This is a genomic window from Butyrivibrio sp. LB2008 (assembly GCF_000621565.1).
Taxonomy (GTDB): Bacteria; Bacillota; Clostridia; order Lachnospirales; family Lachnospiraceae; genus Butyrivibrio.
In genome coordinates, this window is record NZ_JHXZ01000012.1 from 57346 (window position 1) to 80519 (window position 23174).

Sequence of the window (23174 nt, forward strand, 5' to 3'; positions counted from 1 at the left end):
GTTTTTTGTTGCTCGTTTTTTAAATTTGTTTGACCAAATGTTTGACCTTGTATTGTTTTCACCATTTTTATATATTTTATTGATTTACTTATTATTTTATTTATATTTTTTTCGATATACATATTGGAGGTATATCGAATGAATACATCATTTAATACAATATGTTCTTTATCACAAACATATTCTTACTCATTTTCTTCGGTCGAAAAAAATACCGAAAGCAGTAATGATTTATCAAAAAAGTTTGATGTAACACCGGTACCTAACCAAAATGAAATAAAGCATGATGAGTTAGTTCGCATTGATTTTGCATTTTGCGGTGAGAAGGAAAATCCATCTGAGCCTTACTGTCAATTTTATAAACCTGCAAACTATTCTGATGATGATCCTGTTTTCGTTGCAAAATTTTATCCATGGGACGATTCAGAGCCTGTTTCCCGCGAAATTCATTTGAAAGATATAGATTTTTCTCATACAGACAAATACGAAGCTTTTGCCTATGGCATATACTTGGAAGAACAAGGGAAAATTTCTTATCTGGATGACATGGTAATTGCTTTTGATCATGCAAATGATAATATGCCGGACAATACTTCAAATTTTAACAAGGTAGATCTCATAGGTTCTATAAAAGAATTTATGAATGAAGGGCTTAAGCATGGATACTATGAACAGTATATGCACTACTTAACTATCTTTAATTCAATAAAAGGAGCAAAGCTATGATTAGGATTAATAATTCATCTAGTCCATTAACCTATAGTAAACCCGCTACTTTATCTTCTGAATCACAGCATATGCCTTCACGTCCGCCTCAAAATGGTGCAATTCTTCAGAACTATAATGTCCAACGTGATATTTTTATCAATATAACTCCCGAAAGTAATGGAAATATGTCAGTGGATGTAATTTCACCAAAGAATCACGAAATCCTAGAGCATCCTTCTATAAATCCAATGGAGGTTAATCCTTCTAATGCGTCTTATCTTGAAATGCTTGCATTGGAACAACACTTATATTCACAGGGAAAGTGTGAGCAATTACTATCAGGCTTTTTCGGAATTCTTTACGAAAATGAAGGCTTGAACGAAAAAGCAAATGATATTTATGTATTGATATAAAACTTTGGCAATCTTAAAAGAATGGAAGGCGTAAAATCTTCTTTGATTAATGTTATAATAAAGCCACAGAAGGGAGCTTTATGTCAGAAGAAATACTTAATGATTGTCTGGATGATAAGCTAAAAACTACAAGTTCATATAAGTCTCCTCTAAGAATCCCAGATGAACTTAGAAAGTTTACAGAACGTAGAGAACAACGTGCAGAAGAACTTGGAATTGCATTGTATGTTTTGGAGACAGATACTCGAAGTGATTATGAATTTCAGAAATTAGAAGATTATATAATGGAGAATTTTATTGATCTAGATCTAGATGTTCCGGAAGATATTAAAAAGAAATATCTGGAAATGAAGAAGGATAGAGAAAATTCTCATAATAATTGATCGGAAGGTTAAATGCATAGGAATATCTGAAGTTGCGATAAAACGTTGTGTTTGTTTTTGGCGGGGGCGAAGATGAATATAAATATAAATAGCAAGAAAAAAATTCGGATAATAGTAGCTGTTTTAATAACTTTTGGAGTTATTTTGACAGCAATCATTAGTAGCGCTTGTTTGAGAGCAAAAGCAAATTATGAACAACAGATGCAAGATCCTGACATGATAAGATATAGGCAAGAGCTGGCAATCAAAGAAATGATTGATGATTATACAGATGAATATGTAGAACATACTTGGGTATTTGCGCACCAAGAAGATAACAGCGAGCAGTTAAGCGATATAGCTGCATTTATTGTATATAATACTGAAGTTCCTGAGGATATAAAAACTTCTTTGATTGAGGCTATATCTGATGAATTTTCTATAGATAAAAGTAGTATTACGCTGGAATATATGGATTATGAGGAGCTTAAGAAATATTGAGTAAAAAAGGATAAAGAACTACAAACATAGATTTATCTAAGTTTGTAGTTCTTTTGCGTAGAAACAAAGAAATTTGTCGTTGTTGAGAAAGTTGAAATAACCATTTAAAAATGATATATTTTATTCAAAAGAATTTTATTAAAAACAATTTGAATAAAAATAATTTGAATAAAGCGGGAGATTTTGAATGTTTATTGGAAGAGAGCGTGAATTACGTTCGCTGGAAGCAGTGTATGATAAAGCCGGCTTTGGAATGACTGTTATTTATGGCAGACGAAGAGTAGGAAAGTCTACGCTTATTACAGAGTTTATTAAAGGGAAAAAGGCGATTTTTTACACTGCAACGAAAGTAGGAACGGAAAGAAATGTGGAGCTTTTTGCAAAGCAGGTTTTGGATGTGGTAGATCCTGACTATAGTGATGCGTCTTTTTCGTCTATTGAGAGTGTTCTGGATATTCTGACTAATAAAGCGTCTGAATCAGATGAGAAGATTATTCTTGTTATAGATGAGGTCCCTTATTGGGCAGAAAAAGATGAGGCACTTCTTTCGGTTCTTCAGAAATATATAGATACACGGTGGCTTGATAAGAACCTTATGCTGATATTATGCGGCTCGGCACTGAGCTTTATGGAGAATAAGGTGCTGAGTGAAAAGAGCCCTGTTTTTGGAAGGCGTGATTCTCAGATAAAGCTTGAAGCATTTAATTATAGGGATTCTGCATTATTTGTTCCCGGATATTCTTCTGAGGATAAAGCCATTTGCTATGGCGTAACCGGTGGTGTGGCTAAGTACCTGGCTATGATTGATCCAGCCAAAAGTTTGGATGATAACATAAAACGGCTATTCTTTAGCACGGATGGCTATCTTTTTGATGAGACCAAGAACCTTCTTACGCAGGAGTTTACCGATGTGACGCTGGTTAATAATGTTATTGAGCAGGTTGCGTCCGGAGAAAATACTCTTAATATAATAGCAGCTAAAGTAAGAGAGAAAGATACCACAGTGCTTTATTCTTTGGAAAAGCTGATCGATGTGGGATTGGTTGAAAAGAAAAAGTGCATTACAGAGGAGAAAAACAAAAAGAAGACCCAGTATGTGCTGAAAGATCATATGTTTAAGTTTTGGTATGAGTTCATACCAAAAGCCATAAGCGTAATAGAGATGGGGCAGGGAGAGCTATATTATGAAAAAGTCGTAAAGCCGCAGCTGCATGCGTTTATGGGAAGTGTATTTGAGGATATGTGCAGATATTATACCCTTGAACAGGGAATTCAAGGCGCTTTTGGATCTTTTTTGACAGAAGCAGGTACATGGTGGGGCATGGAACAACTTCAGGATGATAATGGCAAGTGGTATCAGCAGGCTACGGATATAGATGTCGTAGGGGTGTCTACAGTGGATAACACTGCTGTAATCGGTGAATGTAAATTCAAGAATGAGAAAATTGATAAGAGCATATATGAAACGCTTATAGGAAGGTCGAGGTTGATTTCGGGTAAATATAATATAACAAAATATCTTCTGTTTTCGCTGAGTGGATTTACAGATTGGTTTGATACGCTAGATAAAACCAATATTGTCATGATTACAGTAGATGATATGTACAAATAAAAAAGTGCAGACTTTTGCACATATATAATTTAAACGAGGAAAATTAAATGAAATATATGGTAATTTTACTTGAAAAGATGTGAATCGAATGGAGAAAAGCGTGGAAGAGAAGCAGCATAAAAGACGAGTTCGTTATTCGGGAAAATATCCAAAGAAGTTTGAAGAAAAGTATAAAGAGCACAATCCGGAGAAGTACAAGGATGTGGTGGAGCATGTTATAGCCAAGGGTTCTACGCCTGCGGGGATGCATATTTCCATCATGGTAAAGGAGATACTTGATTTCCTTCAGATTGAGCCGGGGCAGCAGGGGCTTGACTGTACGCTGGGATATGGCGGGCATACTTCAAAAATGCTTGAAAAACTGCAGGGAGATGGCTGTATCTATGGGCTTGATGTTGATCCCATAGAATCAAAGAAGACCGTGGATAGACTGCGAAACGCCGGATACGGTGATGATATATTTAAGTTTAGGCTGATAAATTTTGAAAATATAGATAAAGTTTGCGAAGAAGCGGGCAAGTTTGATTTTGTGCTGGCGGATCTCGGTGTTTCGTCTATGCAGATAGACAACCCCGAAAGAGGCTTTTCCTACAAGATTGACGGGCCTCTTGATCTAAGACTCAATCCTGATAGCGGAGAGTCGGCGGCAGAGCGCCTTCATAATATTACCAAAGAAGAATTTGTCGGAATGCTTGTTGAAAATTCCGATGAGCCGTATGCGGAAGAAATTGCGGAAAAAGTCTTTTCACTTATGAAAAAAGGTAATCCCATGGATACGACAACGGCGCTAAGGGAGGCTATCGAGGCGGCTCTTTGGAAGGTCCCCAAAGAGGAAAAGGCCGTGACTATAAAAAAGAGCTGTGCCAGAGTATTTCAGGCACTTAGGATTGATGTAAACAGCGAATTTGAAGTGCTTTATTCTTTTCTTGATAAGCTTCCTGCGATTCTTAAAGACGGAGGGCGTGTTGCGATACTTACGTTCCATTCGGGTGAAGACAGGCTTGTTAAGAAGTCTTTTAAAGAACTGAAAAAGGCAGGGGTATATAAAGAAATATCAGAGGATGTTATCAGACCGTCCGCGGAGGAGTGCAGGATAAATCCCAGAAGTAAATCTACAAAGATGAGATGGGCTATAAAAAACTAATCTATGGAATGGAGACAGAATGGGGAGAAGAATTCTTATAACCAATGATGATGGGATAAAATCGGAGGGACTTTACAGACTTGTAAAAGAAGCGGTTAAATTTGGAGAAGTGTGGATAGTTGCTCCTGAGAGTGAAAGAAGTGCGGCATCACACAGCATTACCTTAAGACATGGAATAGATGTATATCCTGTGGAATATGAGGTAGAGGGAGAGTATGCGGTTCATGCATATTCCTGCAGCGGAACACCGGGAGATTGTGTGAGAGTAGGATGTACCGCTATAGTTCCGGAAAAACCTACCGTAGTTCTTTGCGGAATCAACTTTGGCTACAATGTGGCTTCTGATATTCAATATTCGGCTACATGCGGATCTGCTTTTGAAGCGGAATTCCAAGGGGTTCCCGCGATAGCGTTTTCAGAAGGCGCGGGGAAATACCATGAGGTTTCGGACAGATATCTTTTTGAAATATTGGAAAAGCTTATCGATACAGAATTTATGCCGGGAAAGATTTATAATGTAAACTTTCCTTTTTGCCCTCTTTCCGAGTGCAAGGGAGTTCTTTTTGACAGAGGAGTGTCAAGAGGAATGGTATATAAGGACGGATATAAGGTGGCTGAAAAGCTTGAAAACGGCGGCGCGAGATATATGGTCGACGGAGTTTTTACTCCTGAAGCGGAAAATGGGACAGATTACAGAGCCGTTCTTGATAATTATGTATCTGTCGGAACGGTACAAAACGTCGGAAATATATAATGAATATCATTTATAAAAATGCTGAAAAGAATGCATAAAAATTTTGATTTTTCTTTATTTGCTGGAATAAATTATCAGAATAATATAAAATTAATTGTATGAATACTGATAAGGTCTTTGGTAAAAGTGCATATTTTTATGATAAAAGAACTGATCCCGAGGAACTTATAAAGCTTGTTTCTTACGGGATTCAGCAGGATGACAACGGCTATCTTTTTCTGGATAATAAAGGAAAATGTGTCTATGCAAACAGGAAAGCCTATAGCATGTTCTATGTTATGGAGGATCTTGACTTTTTGTATGAAACATTTGATTCGTGGAGAAGAGGACTTGGCATAGAGGCGGATGCTACGACCTGGTGCAGAATCTATGCTTCTACGGGAAAAGAGCGTCTTTATCGTGTCAGATTCAGAAGAGTGCATGATGAGAACGGTAAGATCATAGGAAGCGTATATGTCGTTCAGAATGTATCGGATTCACTTGAGGGAGAATACGGCGAGCATTACAGGCTTACTCATGATGACCTTACCCAGCTCTACAACAAAGAAGGATTCATTGCAGCTGTCAGGAACCTTCTGATGAATTCCGAGGAAGAGAAGAGCTATGTGCTGGTTTATTCCAACATAAGAGACTTCAAGCTAATCAATCAGCTCTTTGGCATTGATAAGGGAAATGATATTCTCGTCAATATTGCTGATGCGATTTCCCAGAGAGTCAGGGAAGAGGACGTATACGGAAGGATAAACGGCGATCAGTTTGCTCTTTGCATGCCCAAGGAGAGATTTGACGAAAACGAGTTCAAAGGTGCGGTAAAAGATGTTACAACGCGTCTTACGAGTGCGTCTTACTCTGTGCATATGCAGCTTGGCGTGTACGAGATAAGAGACAAAGATATGGACATATCGCTTATGTGCGACAGGGCTTACATGGCATGCAAATCGATAACGAAGGATGGAGCCTGTGAGATTGCATGGTACAGCGATGATATGCTTATCAATGCTCTTTTGGAAAAAGAAATTCTTTCGAGCTTTGATTTTGCTATCATAAACAGACAGTTTGGGATTTATCTTCAGCCGCAGGTCTATGCGGACGGGAAACTGTTTGGGGCGGAGGCTCTTGCAAGGTGGATTCATCCCGAGAATGGTATTATCCAGCCGGGTGTATTCATCACTGTTTTGGAAAAAGCAGATCTGATATACAAACTGGACAGATATATATGGGAACTTGCTGCTAAGCAGCTTGTTCAGTGGAAGGGCACCGATATGGAAGATATTTCTATTTCGGTGAATGTTTCTCCAAAAGATCTGTACTACATTGATATCAGAGAAGAATTCAATGATCTTGTCAGAAAGTACGGGATAAATCCCCGGAATTTCAATATAGAGATTACAGAAACTGCGGTAACAACCGATGTTGCCAAGTGTGCACAACTTATTCTGGGGCTTCAGAAAGACGGATTTATAGTTGAGATCGATGATTTCGGAAGCGGTTATTCATCCCTGAATATGTTGAAAGATATAAATGCCAATATCCTGAAGATAGATATGGGATTTTTGAGAAAAACCGAGAATCAGAAGAGAGCACAGGTGATTCTCAATTATACGATCGATATGGCTCATGAACTCGGTATGGGCGTGATTACCGAAGGTGTTGAGACTGCTACACAGCTTGAATTTTTAAAAGAGCTCGGTTGTGAGATGTTTCAGGGATACTATTTTGATATGCCGATGCCTGTTGATGAGTTTGAAAAGAAATACAGAGAAAAATATAAATAAGGCATATAAGCCGTAAATTCTTCATGTTTAAAGTAAAGATAGAATGTCTAACCGCCTGGTCGGATAGATATTCTATTTTTTTTTCTTGACATAATACGACTGACGTAGTATATATACTATGTCAGACATACTACGGGAGACGTAGTACGACTGGCGGGATATGATTAAACAAAAAGTATTAATCCGGATAATAAACTATTTTAGGAAGGAAACATGGTATGAAGAAAGGAATACAACGTTTTGCGGCTGGAATGACACTTGCATCTGTGCTTGCTTTTTCTTTTTATGGAGCGGATGTTCGGGCTGAAGAAGTGAATATTAAAGCTCAAAACGGTACACAAACCAAGGAGTCAGAAGATATACGCCCTCAGGATGATTTTTTTGGATATGTAAATGCAAAAGTACTTAGGGAAGCGGATATCGATCCTAAATATGGATTTGGTGCGTTTGATGATTGTAAAAAGATTACAGATCAGAAATTGTTTGAAATCATAGATGAGATAAAAGGGGAAGCAGTTCATACTTCGACGGATGCAGAGATGATCGCAGATTATTATGATCGGATCGTATCATATGATGCAGCTTCAAGCGATGCCGATAAGGATTTTGAAAATGTAAGAAAAGAGATTGAAGGGGTGAGCAACAAGCAGGAGTATATGGAACTGCTTGGAAAGTATCAAAGACTCTACGGAATAAGCCCTGTACTTTGTTTTGGGATAACAGACGGACAGGTTAGGGCTGATGAATATTCTTTTTTCTTTTCGGGGGTCAGATCAATATTTGAGAAAAATAATAAAGATATTGCGGAATCTCTTGAAGGCAGAACAGGTGTCAGGGATCATGTAAAAGAAGTTCTTGTGGGGCTGGGAACAGACAAAAAGGAAGCAGAAAAAACAGCGGATGATTTTGCTCGCTTTGCTGTGGATATCGCGTATAAAAGTAAAGATATGAAATTTGAATTTTATAATGCGGAAAAAGTAGACGCTAAGGAGATGGAGAAGCTTAAGTTTGATATCAAGAGCTTTGAAAAAGGCATGCAGATTGAAAATCCTTACGGTTACTGGCTTATCAATGAAAAGGACCAGTTTGCGTATATAGCGGAAAAGCTTGATGATAAGAATAATCTTGATGAGTTTAAAACATGGCTCCTTATTGAATATATAGACAGTTATAACAGATTTTTATCTGATAAATACAAGAATTTGAAGGCTACATATTCGGAAGATACAGAAAACATGGATATGCAGGCAAAGGTGAGGATAATATCAGATCTTCCGGACAATATTGGAAGGCTGTATTCAGAAAAGTGTTATCCGCAGTCAAGAGATGCGAAAGTAAAAGAAATGTGTGAGAGTATCAAGGATTCATACAGAGAATTGATAGGTAAAGCAGATTGGCTTACGGAAGACGGAAGAACAAAGCTTCTTAATAAGCTCGAAGCAATTGAATTCACAACCGGCGGAAATTATAGTGAAAAGCTTATAGATACTGATAATCTAATCGGAAAAGATTCATATGACACATATAAGAATATTCAGAATTTTAAAACTGAGAATTACAAAGAACTGATAAAGAGGCCCAGACCTAAGATGGGGTCGACTATGCAGCCTCAGACGGTGAATGCATGTTATTGGGTGGACAATATGGTTGTTATGACTGCTGCGATTACCGAAGGAGCATTCTTTAACGAGAATAACAGTGAGTTTAGCAATCTTGGAAGGCTTGGAATGGTTATAGCTCATGAGGTTGGCCATGCATTTGATTCAAATTGTATCAATTGGGATGACAAGGGAAATTACAATCCACAGTGGCTTAATGAAACTGACAGGCAGGCGTTAAAGGAAAGAGCCGGTATGTGCATCGATTATTACAACGCTTATACGATCATGGATGTATATCACGTGGACGGAGTTCAGACGCTTGGTGAAAACTATGCAGATATCGGTGCTATAGAGTGTATTTCCAATATAGCAAAAGAAAAGAAAGACTATATTGAAATGTATGAAGGATTTGCAGAAATCTGGCGAGGAATCAAAAGTGATACAGAAGCAATCGCAGCCCTTCATACTGACGAACACAGTCCGGGACCTGTAAGGGTTAATGCTCCGCTTAGTTCTTGCGAGAAGTTCTATGAAGTCTATGACGTAAAAGAAGGAGACGGTATGTACGTCGCTCCTGAGAAGAGGGTCGAAAGGTGGTAACATGGGAGTTATTTTAAAACATACATTCAGAAATATATTTGCGAAACCACTTATGACAATATTTCTTGTGGTTAGTATTACGATATGCTCATTTGCGGGGATGTTGGCTTTCGATATGAGCAATAGTTTGGAAAATGTTTTGCTGGGACTATTCAATTCGGTGTATGGAACGGCAAATGTAATTGTTAATTCGACGGATGATATAGAAGAAAGCGATTTTGAAGGTCTTACCGATTTTGAAGCGACGTATATTTCGTCAAAGACTTCAAATGTTACGGTTCGTAATGATCAGATGTATGCATATTACAATCAGAAAAAGCTTAATATATCGGGTGTTGATACATTGATTGCTTCTAAGATGAGACTTATTCCGAAAGATGTTGTTCTGAACGCGGATGAAATAATCATTGATGAAGTTATGGCTAAAGAGCTTGAACTTAAAGAAGGTGACACATTTAAGGTTTACGGCGATAACTATGTTGACGCTGAGTATAAGATCAAAAAGATATCAAAGATAAACGGTCTTCTTTATTCGGAGTATTCGGCGGTTGTTTCTGATGAAGGAATGGCAAGATTGTGTTATGACGGCAGACCAAAGTATGACCTTGTTTATATCAGGGTTAATGATAAAGCACAAGTCAGTGAATTCTGTAATACAGTTGAAGAAAGGTTCCCCAACTATGATGTGCAAGATCTGATTGGTGGAAAGAATACCCAGGATCAGATAAAACTGATCAGTAATGTCTTTAAAGTTCTGTTCCTTATAACGCTTATGCTTGTTATCTTTGTTACGGTAACACTTTCTGAAAGAATAATGCGTGACAGAATGTCAACGATAGGAACTTTAAGAAGTCTTGGAGTATCACCCAATATTACAGCCAGGGTCATACTTATTGAAAATATGTTTTACGGATTATTTGGAGGAATAATCGGAACAGGGCTCTATGCAGCTTCTAGAGATGCCATATTTAATTCCGTTTTTATAGTAAATGCGGGAAGTATAGAAGTAAACATGGATCTAGGAAAAGTATCGATTCCGGTTATGATAGCGGTGATTATTGGATCGATAATTGTGGAAATGCTTTGCCCACTCAGAGAACTTCTTAAGTCTACAGGTACAGCTATCAGAGATATCATTTTTGACAATAAGGATACGGAATATAAATATAAAAAGAAAAATAAGATTATATCGATTATATGTGCAGCTCTGGGCGGCATAATGGCTGTTCTTGTGTTTTCGGTATGCAAAGACAATGCGATTCTAAGCATTTTGGCATTTATATTTATAGTACTTTCTTTATTTTTTGGATATCCGTTCATGCTTAGATCGATATCAAAGATGATTGAAAAGGCCGGCTTTAAGAGTAACAAACCAATACTTGGACTGGCTGCTACGAATCTCAGAACCAATAAGACTTCAATTGGAAGTTCAAAACTCGCATTTATTGCGACAAGTCTATGTCTTGTGCTATTTATACTGATTACTTCGCAAAAACATAATATGGAAATGCCGCCGGCGGATGCGGAGGTAATTCTAAGAGGACTTTCGGAAAGTGCGGAATCATATGATTATATAAAAGATCTTAGTGGGGTAAAAAAGGTTGAGTATGATTATTCGATATCTGACAGAATACTTGTCGGAAAAGAGGACGTGGAAGACTATCTTGAGAATAAGTACAGCAAAAAGTTTGATGATGAGTTTGTGAATGTAAGTATATTCGGAACTGAAGGTAATCCGGAGGTGAATTGCGGTTATAAAGGCCTTCCTGATGTAATAAATGCTGATGAAATTTATATAGCGAAAAATATAGCAAAAGAGCTGAATCTCAAAGTCGGAGACAATGCGGATATTATGCTCAATGCAGAGGGTGTGATTCCGTACAGAGGTACTTTCAAGGTTGCAGGGATTATTGATTCCGGCAAGGCGGACGGTACCAATAAAACAGTAGTTTTACCTTTGGAATTATATAAACAGATTTATTTAGACAGACCGAAAAACGCCTATGTACAAACGGATGATCCGGAGAAAACGGTTGAACTTATCAAGAGCTATTCATCCAGTACGATAGAAAAAGTAAATACCATGGATGATTATATGAAGGAGATTAAAGATCAGGGTAGCGGCTCAATGGCACTTCTTTACATGATAATGATCATGGGAGCCTCATTGTCACTTATTGGTATATACTGCAACCAGATTGTGAGCTTTGAGAGCAGAAAGAGGGAAAGTGCGGTTCTTGTTTCAACCGCTATGAGCAAGAGTAATCTGGTTAAGCTTTTCTTTAATGAGACGGTATTATCGGGAGTCATAGCAATCGGTTTTGGAATGGTGATAGGATTTGCGGAAACTGTGATCCTCTTTAAAGCTTTGAAAGCGTTTGTTGAAATGGAGATATTTATTAATGCCGGGCAGATTGCAGCATTCTTATTGATCATGTTTTTTACATTCAGTATTACGGTGGTAAAAACGATGAAAGATATAAATAAGATGAAGATAGCAGAACAGTTAAAGTATGAGTAAGGAGCAAAAAAATGGAAAATATAATCGAAGTAAAAAATGTAAAAAAAGAGTTTGGTTCGGCAAAGACAGTCAGTACCAAGGTACTTGACGGGGTAAATATGAATGTTAAAAAAGGAGAATTTGTATCCCTTATGGGCGCTTCGGGAAGCGGCAAATCAACCCTTCTTTATCTGATCGGAGGCTTGGATAGGGATTTTACCGGTGATATTTCCGTATGCGGAAAGAGCATTTCGAATATCAAAGAAAAAGAGCTTTCAGAGATAAGACTTAATGATATCGGATTTATATTCCAGTTCTATAATCTGGTACAGAATCTTAATGTTGAAGATAATATAATGCTTCCGCAGCTCGTGGCCGGAAAGAGCCGTGCAAGTCTTAAGAGGAAGCTTGATGATATCCTGAATATAGTGGGGCTTACGGAAAAGAGAAAACAATATCCATCCAAACTTTCGGGAGGGCAGCAGCAGAGAGTTGCCATAGCCAGAGCTGTTATGGGGGATCCGAAACTTATTCTCGCAGATGAGGCTACCGGAAATCTTGATAAGAAGTCCGGAGCCGAGATAATGGATCTGTTCAGAAGAATAAACAAAGAGAAGGGAATCAGCATTCTTCAGGTTACGCATTCGGAGAAGTGTGCGGAATACGGAGACAGGATAGTCTGGCTTGATTCGGGCAAGACTATTTGAAAAAGTCTTTTTATATAAATTTGCAGCTTGCAAAAATATTGCGGACCGCAGCGAGGTACTCACCCTTGCTGCGGGCTTTTCTTATTGATTTTAAATATTTGTCGCAGTTTTCAAAGTGGGTATGTATAAATGCCCAGTGCTCAAGAAGCTTGAAGATGACATTTCGATCTTCGGGGATATACTCTTCATATCCTGAGTAGAGCCTGGTGAGGTATTCTTTTAACTCGGAAGCTGAAAGCTTCTCTCCGCCTGTAAGTTCTCTTGCAAGTGCCGGATTTTCAAGAATACCTCTGCCGAGCATCATAGAACTTACTTCGCTTGCGATGCCGCTACTTTCGAGCTTATCCATGGTGTTTTCGTAGTCTTTTTGGGAAAAGATATTTCCGTTGTAGCATATTGGAGCCTTGCCTCCGCATTCTCTGTATCTTTTTATACTGTTGCAGAATGCATCAAGGCGAGGTGTATTCTTATAAAAGTCATCTTTAACCCTTGCGTGTACAGTAAGCTCACTTATGGGATATTTGGCATATATTTCCATGAGCTTTTCGGCTTCGCTTTCATATGTTACGCCGAGCCTTGTCTTTAATGAGATTTCTATATCTTTTAATTCCTGAGTTTTTTCTTTTGCCTCAAATATATCTGATAACATTGAATCGAGATAATCTGTATCGGCCAAAAGACCTGCGCCTTTGTGTCTGTTTACAACAGTGGAAGCGGGGCAACCGAGGTTCAGGTTTATCTCTTTGTAGCCGAGCTGTGCGATCTCTTTTGCAGCCCAAAGGAAAGTCTCGGAATTTCCTGACATTATCTGGACTACAAGAGAAGTGTTCGTATCTTCAAAGAAAGGAGTGTTGTGAATGGGAAGAATGTCATTTTTTTCCCTATTTTTAAAGTGCTTACTCTTTGCGGCTGTGACAAAAGGGGAGTAGTACTTGGAGACAGAGCCGGCGAACATTTCTTTATGGATATTTCTGAGAGGGTACATAGTTATACTCTCCATTGGTGCAAAATAAAAAAACATTGATATTCTCCTAAATAATTCCTAATTTCTCGATTATTATGGTATTATATGGGTTGAGCGTCAAGAAAATAATATCGATTCGGAGAATTGCTATGGATTATAATTATAAGTATGACAAAGATAATATGAAAAACGGGATCGGTGATATTGTAAATCTGATTCTTAATGATTACTCAAACGGCAGAGACATTGACAATATGGATATCTACAATCAGCCGGACAGAGATGCTGTAAAAGATATCGTCATAAAGCTTATAAGGATCATATATCCCGGATATTACAGGGATAAGGTGTACAAGAGCTATAGTGATGCGAACAGGATCGCTATTGTTATCGAGGACGTCATCTACAACATGAACAAGCAGATAGCCATAGCGTTTAGGCATAGCGACAGTTACAGGGATGCCAGTGATGAGACGCTTGAGTGCGGGGCGCGGAAGATAACCCATGAGTTTTTTGAGAAGCTTCCTAAGATAAGAGAATATCTTGATACCGATGTTCAGGCTTGTTATACGGGAGACCCTGCAGCATACAGTAAGGAAGAAATAATCCTGTCATATCCCGGTCTGTTTGCAACTTCGATCAACAGGATCGCTCATGAGCTTTACCTTTTGAAAGTGCCGCTTATTCCGAGAATGATGACTGAATACGCGCATTCCAAGACGGGAATAGATATACATCCCGGTGCAACTATCGGAAAATATTTTATGATAGATCACGGTACGGGCATTGTTATCGGTGAGACTTCGATAATCGGTGAGCATGTCAAGATGTATCAGGGTGTTACTATAGGCGGATTGTCGACACGAGGCGGACAGGCGCTTAAGGGTGTTAAGAGACATCCCACTATTGAAAATGATGTTACTATCTACGCCGGTGCTTCAATACTTGGCGGAGATACCATAATAGGTGAGGGGAGCGTTATAGGTGCGAATGCATTTATCACGGCTTCGGTACCTGCAAATAGCAGGATAAGCATGAAGAATTCATGATATTTCGCATGAATGTTACAAAATAAGGCTTATGTAAAATGAGATTTCAGTTATTTGGGCTGCAGGGCGCTAATAGGCATTAGCCCAGTTGCAGACAGGGCTGAGGTCTCATTTTTTTGTAAAAAAGTATTGAAATGTTACGGCGTGCGTGATAATATCTTTATAAAAGTTAATAAAGTGTTTCGAATAGGTATGCAAGACTATGCCGATGAGGAATGTTTATCATGTTCGAAAGGGGTGGTTAATGGGAAAGAAAGTAATTTGATTTTTAGAACACAAGAACAAAGTCAGCGTTGAGAAATTTTTTACTTTTTTTTATTTTGCTCTAAAGTAAATCAAAAAAGCGTCCGATAAAGGAAATAGCAGGTAGTCTGAATTGGAATTCTTTTTTCTTCTTTAGAGCAGGGAAAGGCTCGCTTATCACAGTACACGGATGTACACGAGGAAAGAGTAGGCGTTGTTTTCATATAAGACAGCGTGACTTGGAGGTATGTGTTCTATGATGAGATCACTTTGGTCAGGTGTGGCCGGACTTACAACCCATCAACTGGAAATGGATGTCATTGGTAACAATATTGCCAATGTTAATACAACAGCATATAAATCACAGGCAACAGGATTCTCGGATGTTCTTTATCAAACGGTAAAGAATGGGACGGGAGCCGGAGAGAATGTTGCGACAACAAATGCTGCGCAGGTAGGACTTGGATCTAAGGTTTCTTCTATATATACAAATATTTCGAAGTCGGGCTCCATGCAGACTACGGGAAATGCCTTAGACATGATGATCACCGGAGATGCATTCTTTGTGATCAGTCCTGACAGTCAGACCAGGAATTTCAGCCGAGACGGTGCTTTTACAATTGATGAGCAGGGAAGTCTCGTAACCCAGAACAATGGTTTTTATGTTATGGGTGTTATGGGCGATGGCGGTATAACACCGGGAGCAAATGTGACGAGGCTTGACCTTATTACTGATGCAACTAAGACAATTGGCGGAACAGCAACATCCGCATCATATTTCAGAGGGAATATTGATAGTCTTGACAGCTCTTTCGAAGAGGCAGGCGGCAAGAGCCTCAGACTTGAAGTATTCGGCAATGATGGAAGAACCTATACCCTTAAGTTTAATCTGACAGGTGGAGGAGATGACGCAGATAATACTTTTATGCTTTCTCTTGCATCGATTCAGGACCAAGAGGGAAATCTTCTTCAAAACACTACAGAAACCAATATCAATCTTGTGTACAGCAAGAGTTCGGGAAAGCTTATAGATGCAGGGGGCAACGCGGATGGAATCGTTAACCTGTCATTCGGAGGCGGAGCTTCGATGATAGGACCTCTTAATATAGACTTTTCAAATACGACAAACTACGCAGGCACAACTGCGGCGCATCATTCATCAATATACGCTTATAAAGGGGATGTGCAAGGTTTAAATGTCGGATATGCAAACGGAACGATGACCGATTTGTCTATAACGGACAACGGATCGGTGTTTGCTAAGTATTCCAACGGACAGACCGTTAAGATCGCACAAATAGCTGTTGCGGAATTTAACAATGCTATGGGACTGGAGAAAGTTGGGGATAATCTCTATGCGGAGTCTCTTAATTCAGGAGAAGCGCAGATCATGGATGTTACTATCAACGGAGGATATTTAACATCGGGAGTGCTCGAATCAAGTAACGTGGATTTATCGAAAGAGTTTACTGATATGATCACTACACAGAGAGGGTTCCAGGCAAACAGCCGTGTGATCACGACATCTGATGAAATGCTTCAAATTCTCAGAGGTCTGAAACGGTAAAAATGGAAACTAAGAACTTTTTTTGCGAAAATGAAATTTTGTAACACAGGGCTGGACGCGGGTTCAGCCCTTTTTTAGTGGAAACTGTGTTTTTTCTGTGAAAAAGTGGTTGCGTTTTATTTTCCGATGGGGTATATTCATTTTACGAGATGACGAAATTTAGTTTTTTGTATATTTTTTATGTGTAAGCGCTTTCGTTATAACGTGTTTGACTTAGCAAAATAAAGGGCAAAGCCGCTGAAAGGCGGTGACGCAAAACTAGAGGGTCTTAATCACATATGTGACAGACAGCCAGTTGCTGGCGCTAGGTTAATAGCGCCAAAATGAAGACCGGGCTGCGCATTTTTTCAGACGGTCTAATTTTATGCAAGTTACGGTACGAGTTTGTTCATGGATGAACCACCGATGTGTTTACGGTGCGTACTATGGAAACGTAATTTCATTAACACTGACCTCTAGTACTTTGCGATTGCTTAAAAAATTTAAGGTATCATGCAAAGACCTGTGGGTTAGATGCACGATATCTTAATTTGTTATATTTAATTACGTTGCAACCGTTAACTTGTATGAGATTCCTCAACAATAGCAAAACATAGGGACAGAGAATGGCAGAGGTCAATTTAAAGAAATTAAGCAGAGCGGAACTTCTTGAGATGATGATCAATTTCTCCGAGGAGGCCGATGAAGCTAAAAGGCGTGAACAAGAAATTAAAGAAGAAGTCGAGAAAGAGAAGCAACAACTTCTCAAGGAATTGGCAGAAGAAAGAAGTAACCTGTTAAAGAGCTTCGATGAAGAAAAGGCTCAGATGAGAGCCAAGTTCAACGAGCAGAAAAATCAGATGCAGGAGAAGTTCGATAAGGACATAACCGGTCTGAAAGCCAGGCTTGCCAGGGAAAAGGCAGAGTTGGAACAGCAGGTTGATGATGCACTTGAGAAGATTGAGAACTCGCAGTCACTCGCCGAAGCGTCCATACAGTTGGGCGGCATCATGGAAGCGGCTCAAAGAGCAGCTAACATCTATGTTGATAATGTTAAAAAGAATGCGGAAGCTGAGTACAAAGAGCTAATGAAGGGCATTAAAGAAAGTAAGCTCAGAATGGCAATGTACGAGAAGACGCAGATGGAAAACATAGATGCTAAGGTGGCGGAAGCTGTAGAAAAGGCAGTTGCACAAAGGCTGGCCCGCACAGGCACTATAGAAAAGGCAAGACCACAGCAAGAAGCTTATACAGGTACATTGGGAAGACCAATGACACGAAGTGAAGCTTATTCAGGCACAATTGAAAGGCCTAGGATATATAAAAGAGAAAAAGACTGAGAGTACAAATGGATAAACAGAAGAAAGAACAAGGCAAACCTTCTCAAGAACAGCAAGAGCAGGTAAAACCTTCTCTGGATCAGTTAAAAAATGAACTGAAAAGGGAAAACAGCAAAAAGGAATACAAGAAGGTATTGAGAAATACGTTGATAGTAGTTGTCGTTGTCGCGGCACTTGCAGTTCTTGTTTCCAGCTTTTTCATAGCGGTACTCAGGGTTACGGGAGACAGTATGACGCCCACGCTTGAGACCGGAGATATAGTAATAGCATATACCAGAACAACTTTTGAACCCGGTGAACTGGTAGCTTTCTACTATAACAATAAAGTATTGGTTAAAAGAATCGTGGGTTCACCCGGTGATTGGATAAATATGGACGAAGAAGGCAATGTGTCAGTAAATGGGGAAATACTAGATGAGCCTTACGTCGAAAAGAGTCATGATCCTACAGATCTGACATTTCCATATCAGGTTCCGGAGAACAGGTATTTTGTTCTGGGAGATCACAGAAGCGCTTCTATTGATTCAAGAAGCAGCGTGGTCGGTTGTGTAACAAAAGAACAACTTATCGGCAAGGTAGTGTTTAGAGTCTATCCGTTCGATAAATTCGGAGGACTATAAGCAATATAAACATGTAACTTGAAGACAAATTGGGTAAAAGGGTAAGAGGATAAGAGATATGCGCAAAGCTTATGAACACCGCGCAGAAAACTACATCAAAAAGCATCAGAATTACAAGAAATGGCTTGCTTTTGTTTTGTGCGTTGCAATCATTACAGGCTCTATTACGTTGTATGTACTTAATAAGCCTGCCGCTGCGATGACAGAAGACGGAGCAAAGTCAATCGGCCTTGTACTTGAGACAGCTGATGACGATTTCGAGAGCGGACTGATCGATGAAATGAACGAAGAAAGCGGAGATGAAGGCGAAGGAGAAGGAGAGACCGGAGCTGAAGTCGAGGAAGTGACAGACGAAAGTGCAGATAACACTGAAGCTGTTGAAGTCGAGACTGAGCAGGTTGAGAGCGCCGACAAAGCTGATGGTTCTGGTGAAGCTAATGTAGAAAATGGGGACAACAATAGCATTGTTGAGACCGCCGATGAGGCGAAGAAAGACGATACTAGCGATAGTGCGGCTACAAAAGGAACAACTGCTAAAACGGAAGAAGAAAAATCTGATATAGCTGCTTCTACAGCAACAACAGCAGAAACAGCTTCTGACGCATCAACTACAGCAGCATCTGAAATGTCAATCGAAGCATCAACAGAAGCATCTTCAATTGAATCTTTGGAAGATTTCAAAGATGTAATTGTTACTGTGAATTATGTTGATACACATGACAAGCAGATTGCTGAATCAAAAGAACTTTCTATTACAGATACCTTTGATATTAAGAAAGATGCAAAGAATTTTGAGGGCTATTTCTTTAGCAAAGCGGTTATCGGAGAAGACGAGATCGTAAAGGTTGAGAAAGAGACCAAAGAATTTAGTACATCTAAGCAGGGCGAAGAGAATGAAGATAGTGCGTCACTTCTTACAGATGTGAAGGACGGAACGGTTGAGCACGCAATTTATAAAGTGACAACTGCTGACGGTGAAGTGACAGAGCTTAAAGAGGATACAGAACTTAACCTTGTATACTATGCTGCAAATACTCAGAGAGAGTTTGTTTATACAGATGGTGATGCTACAGTTAAGGTTGTATTGACAAAGCCTGAAGTATTCCCTGAAGGAATTCAGCTCACAGTTACAAACGTAGAGCCTACTACAAAGGGATATAATTACGCTGCTTATCTTGCCGCTCTTAATAGCAAGGCAGATGAGATTGCAGGTGAAGACGCAGGAGAAGATGCAACACCTGTAGAATTTGATGAGAAGAATACAGTTCTCATGGATATTGCATTCTTGCTTGATAATGTAGAGTACGATCTTACAGACGGAACAGCTTCAGTTTCGATTGAGTACACAAACAGCAAGATTTCAGCAGATCTTGATACAGATAACTCAGAGGATGTTACTATAGTACATCTTCCTCTTACAGATGAAGTTAAAGAGAAATTTGATTCAACAAGTGAAGCTACAAGCATTTCAGCCAATGACATTCAGGTAGAAGTATTTGATGACGGAAAAGTCGATCTTGGCGATTCAAGTGATAAGGTTTCATTCCAGACCGATTCATTCTGTATTTTTGCTGCAGTAAAGAACGGAAACGGTCGTACATGGGAAGGAACAAAGAACTATTCCTCAACTGAGATTATCGATATGCTCGGTGATTCTACATACTTCGGTGTCGTTGCAAACGACTACGATGGATGTAACAACCACAGTGAAGCAAATATAGCCGTTAAGACTATTAAAAATGTTCAGGACTATACAATTGGTAACTCAACACAGACATATCAGAAAATTGGCGATTACAAGATTACAGTAAATAAAGTTGTAAATGGTGCAAAGAAGTCCGGAAAGTTCTTCTTCGCGGTATATCAGGATGCTGAGGGAACAAGAAAGATTCAGGGAAGTGACTTTAGTATAACAACAGGTGCCGATGGTAAGGGATCTTATACATTGGATTACAAGCACCTGGGACAGAATTCTCCAAGATTGTATGTCTTTGAGCTTGACAGAGAAGGCGGAAAGCCGGTAAAGAACAACGAAAAGTATGGATCATATACTGTTACTTATGGTGCTAACGGATTTGATGGCTTAAATGACAGTATGGCATTATATACCGACAACTTTGTTGAGAATATCGGTGGCAGAACAAGAGAGCAGATCGGTAGACTTATTCAGCATATTGACGGAGCAACAATTTATTATAAGAAGTCCGGCGGAACATATGGATGCATTACTTACGATCATGGTGCAAGAAGTGGAAGCCAGTATTTAGAGTATACATTTAACGGAGAGTACCCCGTAAGTGTTGACAACTTACTTTCAAAAGCAGCAAGTGCTGCAGGTAATATTGCCCTTGCTAAGTCGAACGGAAGTGTTGAAGTTGCAAATGTTATAGCAACAGATGGCGGAAACCTTTGCTCGGATCTTACAAGATATTACTTTGGCAAGAACGAAGATAATTTTGCAGTAAATCAGGGATTCAGTGTTGGAAGCAAGCTCCTTGTTATCAACGTAGATCTTACAAATGTTCGTTCTTATAAGTTTAACAAGATTAAGGTTAACGGCTTGGGAACAGGTGACTGGAGTGAGGTGGCTAACCAGATAGTTCTTAACCCTGTAGTTAAGACATGTTCAGGTTATGCTCCTTATGAAGGAAAGCTTACTGTAGATATTTCATCGGGAGCTCTTGTAGCACCCAAATGTACTGTTGAATGTACAGGATCATACAGTGGAACAATCATCGCAAGTAGTGTTATCAAGAGATGTGAGATCCACAAGATGGTTGTAAGAAAGCACCTTAGCATGATGGCTTCAACAACAGTTACAAACACGGATTCAACACGTGTTCCTGTTGAACTTAATGTTGGAAAGCTTGTTGATGGCAAGACTCCTGAAGCAGAAGATGTATTCTCATTCACATTGAAGAAATATGATGAGAAGAATAAGGGATGGCAGACACTTGCAAATGATTTACATAATGATTTTGATAAGATCAGCTATACAATAGAAGATCCTCAGTCAGTAGGTATGGAGTATGGCAAGGGTAATGTATATTACTTCATGTTTACTGAGAATGATACAACAGGTACTTATATAAAGGATAATTCAGCAATCCTTGCAAAGGTTGAGTATGAAGAAGGCCAGGGCGATGCAGCTATTAAGGGTATCTCATATTACAAAGTTGATGCAGAAAATGCAGCTAAGCTCAATGCAGGATTTGATAAGAAGTACTACAGCGATAAGAACAAGGTAACAGATAATATCAATTTCAATAATAAGAAGATTCAGAACTTCGACCTTAGCCTTACTAAGTTCCTTAACGGAAGTCCTCTTCAGGATAATAACCTTAAGTTCAACTTCTGGGTAAGACTTGTTAAGACTGATGCTAACGGATCAAGAGCAGTCGAAGGCGGAGACAGAAGAAAGTATCCTGCTGCTATGAGCAGTGTCATCAATAACGGAAGCAAGATTGAATATCCGGTTGATGCAGTGGCTTGGGGACTTGAGCATGGCAATACATATTACTTTGTATTCGGTGAAGGTTCAGCAGATGCTTCAAATGCTACTCAGACAATTCTCGATAAGGCTGTAGTTGTAGCAAAGGTTGACTACTATGTTGATGGTGAGAACCTTCAGAAGACATTCTACAGAATCACAGACCAGGCAACAGCAGAAGCAATTCTTGCAAGCCCTGACAGCTGTGCAGGTATCGTAGATCAGTGTAATGATTCTACAGCCGTACCTGAAGACAGAGCAGGTTTCTATAACAAGTCTTCAGCTAAGCTTGTACTTGTTAAGAATTGGAAACAGAGCTCAACAAACGGCATTTTCGATGTAACCGTTAAGATTAAGAGACACGTAGAAGGCGGAGAACTCGAAGATTATAAGGATGTTGTTATCAGCGCATCTGATTGCGGAGATCATGGCGGAAAGATCAGCTCAAACGAATATGTAATTGAGGACCTTGAGACATGTGACGCAAGCGGAAATAAATATGAGTATGTTGCTGAAGAGTATTACAACAACGGCTCAGAACTTGTAAGATTTAATCCTGTTAAGACTGTAGCTGTAGATGCTGCCGGAAATGTAATTTCACAGTCTTCTGAGGCAGAAGATGCAGTAGCAACAGTAAACGGATACAAGCTTACAGATGTAACGATTACATATGACGAAAGCGGAAATGTAAGAGTAGAACTTACAAACGATCCATACATTAAGATCAGAAAGAGCTGGACTCTTAATGGTGCAAATGTTCCTTATGACGGAACAAAGGATTTCGGAACCGTATTCGTTAACCTTTACCAGGAAAGTGGTAGTGGATCACCGGAGCTCGTAAGAGGACCTATCGCTCTTAGCTATGGCGGCGAGTGGACAGCTGAGGTATCAGTTCCCGGACAGGGCAAGTACTTCATTGTAGAGTGCGATTCTACAGGCGCGGTTGAATATCGTCAGGCTCCTAAGATCACATACTACGCATACAATAAAGATGTACAGACAATGACATCAACAGAGTGGACAGAAGTCTACGCAGAAGGCGGCAACATGACTCTTGTAGTTGCCAACGAAAGAAGCGGCAATGTACTTCCTAACTCAGGCGGAATGGGTGAATTCCCTATTCTTGCAGTAGGTCTTGGAACAGCCTTGACAGCAGTACTTGGCGGAAGTGCATATAACAGACGCAAAAAAAAGGATGAATCCGAAGACTTTGAATGATTTTCAGAATTACTAGAACTATTTTCA

General features: G+C 39.3%; 17 protein-coding genes and 1 riboswitch. Of the genes, 16 read left to right on the forward strand and 1 reads right to left on the reverse strand.

The window, feature by feature from the left end; all coding sequences use genetic code 11:
- The first annotated feature begins 138 nt into the window (after positions 1-138).
- From T356_RS0101890 to T356_RS0101940, 11 genes are all read left to right on the forward strand, one after another.
- A complete protein-coding gene (locus tag T356_RS0101890) occupies positions 139-726 on the forward strand; it encodes a hypothetical protein (protein ID WP_026513035.1) in 588 nt (195 codons plus the stop codon).
- A complete protein-coding gene (locus T356_RS0101895) occupies positions 723-1121 on the forward strand; it encodes a hypothetical protein (RefSeq protein ID WP_026513036.1) in 399 nt (132 codons plus the stop codon). Before T356_RS0101890 ends, T356_RS0101895 begins: the two co-directional genes overlap by 4 nt.
- An 80-nt stretch (positions 1122-1201) precedes the next feature.
- Entirely contained in the window at positions 1202-1504 is a 303-nt protein-coding gene (locus tag T356_RS0101900; protein WP_026513037.1) for a hypothetical protein, read from the forward strand.
- Between the two features lie 72 nt (positions 1505-1576).
- Positions 1577-1984 carry a hypothetical protein gene (locus T356_RS0101905; RefSeq protein ID WP_026513038.1) on the forward strand — a complete coding sequence of 136 codons (408 nt, stop codon included), beginning with the start codon at positions 1577-1579 and terminating at the stop codon, positions 1982-1984.
- 187 nt (positions 1985-2171) lie between these two features.
- The gene (locus T356_RS0101910) at positions 2172-3596 is read left to right on the forward strand and encodes an ATP-binding protein (protein WP_026513039.1); all 1425 of its coding nucleotides are present in this window, start codon (positions 2172-2174) and stop codon (positions 3594-3596) included.
- A gap of 88 nt (positions 3597-3684) precedes the next feature.
- A complete protein-coding gene (rsmH, locus tag T356_RS0101915) occupies positions 3685-4740 on the forward strand; it encodes a 16S rRNA (cytosine(1402)-N(4))-methyltransferase RsmH (RefSeq protein WP_035780193.1) in 1056 nt (351 codons plus the stop codon).
- Between the two features lie 19 nt (positions 4741-4759).
- Positions 4760-5494: a 5'/3'-nucleotidase SurE gene (gene surE / locus T356_RS0101920; protein WP_026513041.1), complete on the forward strand. Its 735-nt coding sequence runs from the start codon at positions 4760-4762 to the stop codon at positions 5492-5494.
- 98 nt (positions 5495-5592) lie between these two features.
- Positions 5593-7269 carry a putative bifunctional diguanylate cyclase/phosphodiesterase gene (locus T356_RS18040; protein WP_051563083.1) on the forward strand — a complete coding sequence of 559 codons (1677 nt, stop codon included), beginning with the start codon at positions 5593-5595 and terminating at the stop codon, positions 7267-7269.
- A gap of 218 nt (positions 7270-7487) precedes the next feature.
- Positions 7488-9470, forward strand: coding sequence for a M13 family metallopeptidase (locus T356_RS0101930; RefSeq protein WP_026513042.1), 1983 nt, complete (start codon positions 7488-7490; stop codon positions 9468-9470).
- Between the two features lies 1 nt (position 9471).
- The gene (locus T356_RS0101935; protein WP_026513043.1) at positions 9472-11991 is read left to right on the forward strand and encodes an ABC transporter permease; all 2520 of its coding nucleotides are present in this window, start codon (positions 9472-9474) and stop codon (positions 11989-11991) included.
- A gap of 11 nt (positions 11992-12002) precedes the next feature.
- Positions 12003-12677: an ABC transporter ATP-binding protein gene (locus T356_RS0101940; protein WP_026513044.1), complete on the forward strand. Its 675-nt coding sequence runs from the start codon at positions 12003-12005 to the stop codon at positions 12675-12677.
- Between the two features lie 10 nt (positions 12678-12687).
- On the opposite strand, the gene T356_RS0101945 is transcribed toward T356_RS0101940, so the two are convergent.
- On the reverse strand, positions 12688-13698 hold the full coding sequence (locus T356_RS0101945) for a tRNA dihydrouridine synthase (RefSeq protein ID WP_026513045.1): 1011 nt from the start codon (positions 13696-13698) through the stop codon (positions 12688-12690).
- Between the two features lie 92 nt (positions 13699-13790).
- Between T356_RS0101945 and epsC the strand changes: the two genes are divergently transcribed.
- The 5 genes from epsC (at position 13791) to T356_RS0101975 (ending at position 23147) form a co-directional block, all read left to right on the forward strand.
- Positions 13791-14690 carry a serine O-acetyltransferase EpsC gene (gene epsC / locus T356_RS0101950; protein ID WP_051563084.1) on the forward strand — a complete coding sequence of 300 codons (900 nt, stop codon included), beginning with the start codon at positions 13791-13793 and terminating at the stop codon, positions 14688-14690.
- A gap of 499 nt (positions 14691-15189) precedes the next feature.
- Entirely contained in the window at positions 15190-16500 is a 1311-nt protein-coding gene (locus T356_RS0101960; RefSeq protein ID WP_026513048.1) for a flagellar hook protein FlgE, read from the forward strand.
- Positions 16501-16717: 217 nt separating this feature from the next.
- Positions 16718-16803: riboswitch (cyclic di-GMP riboswitch) on the forward strand.
- Between the two features lie 302 nt (positions 16804-17105).
- On the forward strand, positions 17106-17819 hold the full coding sequence (locus tag T356_RS18045) for a hypothetical protein (protein WP_035780195.1): 714 nt from the start codon (positions 17106-17108) through the stop codon (positions 17817-17819).
- Between the two features lie 8 nt (positions 17820-17827).
- On the forward strand, positions 17828-18439 hold the full coding sequence (lepB, locus tag T356_RS0101970) for a signal peptidase I (protein WP_051563085.1): 612 nt from the start codon (positions 17828-17830) through the stop codon (positions 18437-18439).
- 58 nt (positions 18440-18497) lie between these two features.
- Complete coding sequence (locus tag T356_RS0101975) at positions 18498-23147, forward strand: hypothetical protein (protein ID WP_026513050.1); 4650 nt, start codon at positions 18498-18500, stop codon at positions 23145-23147.
- Positions 23148-23174: the final 27 nt, after the last annotated feature.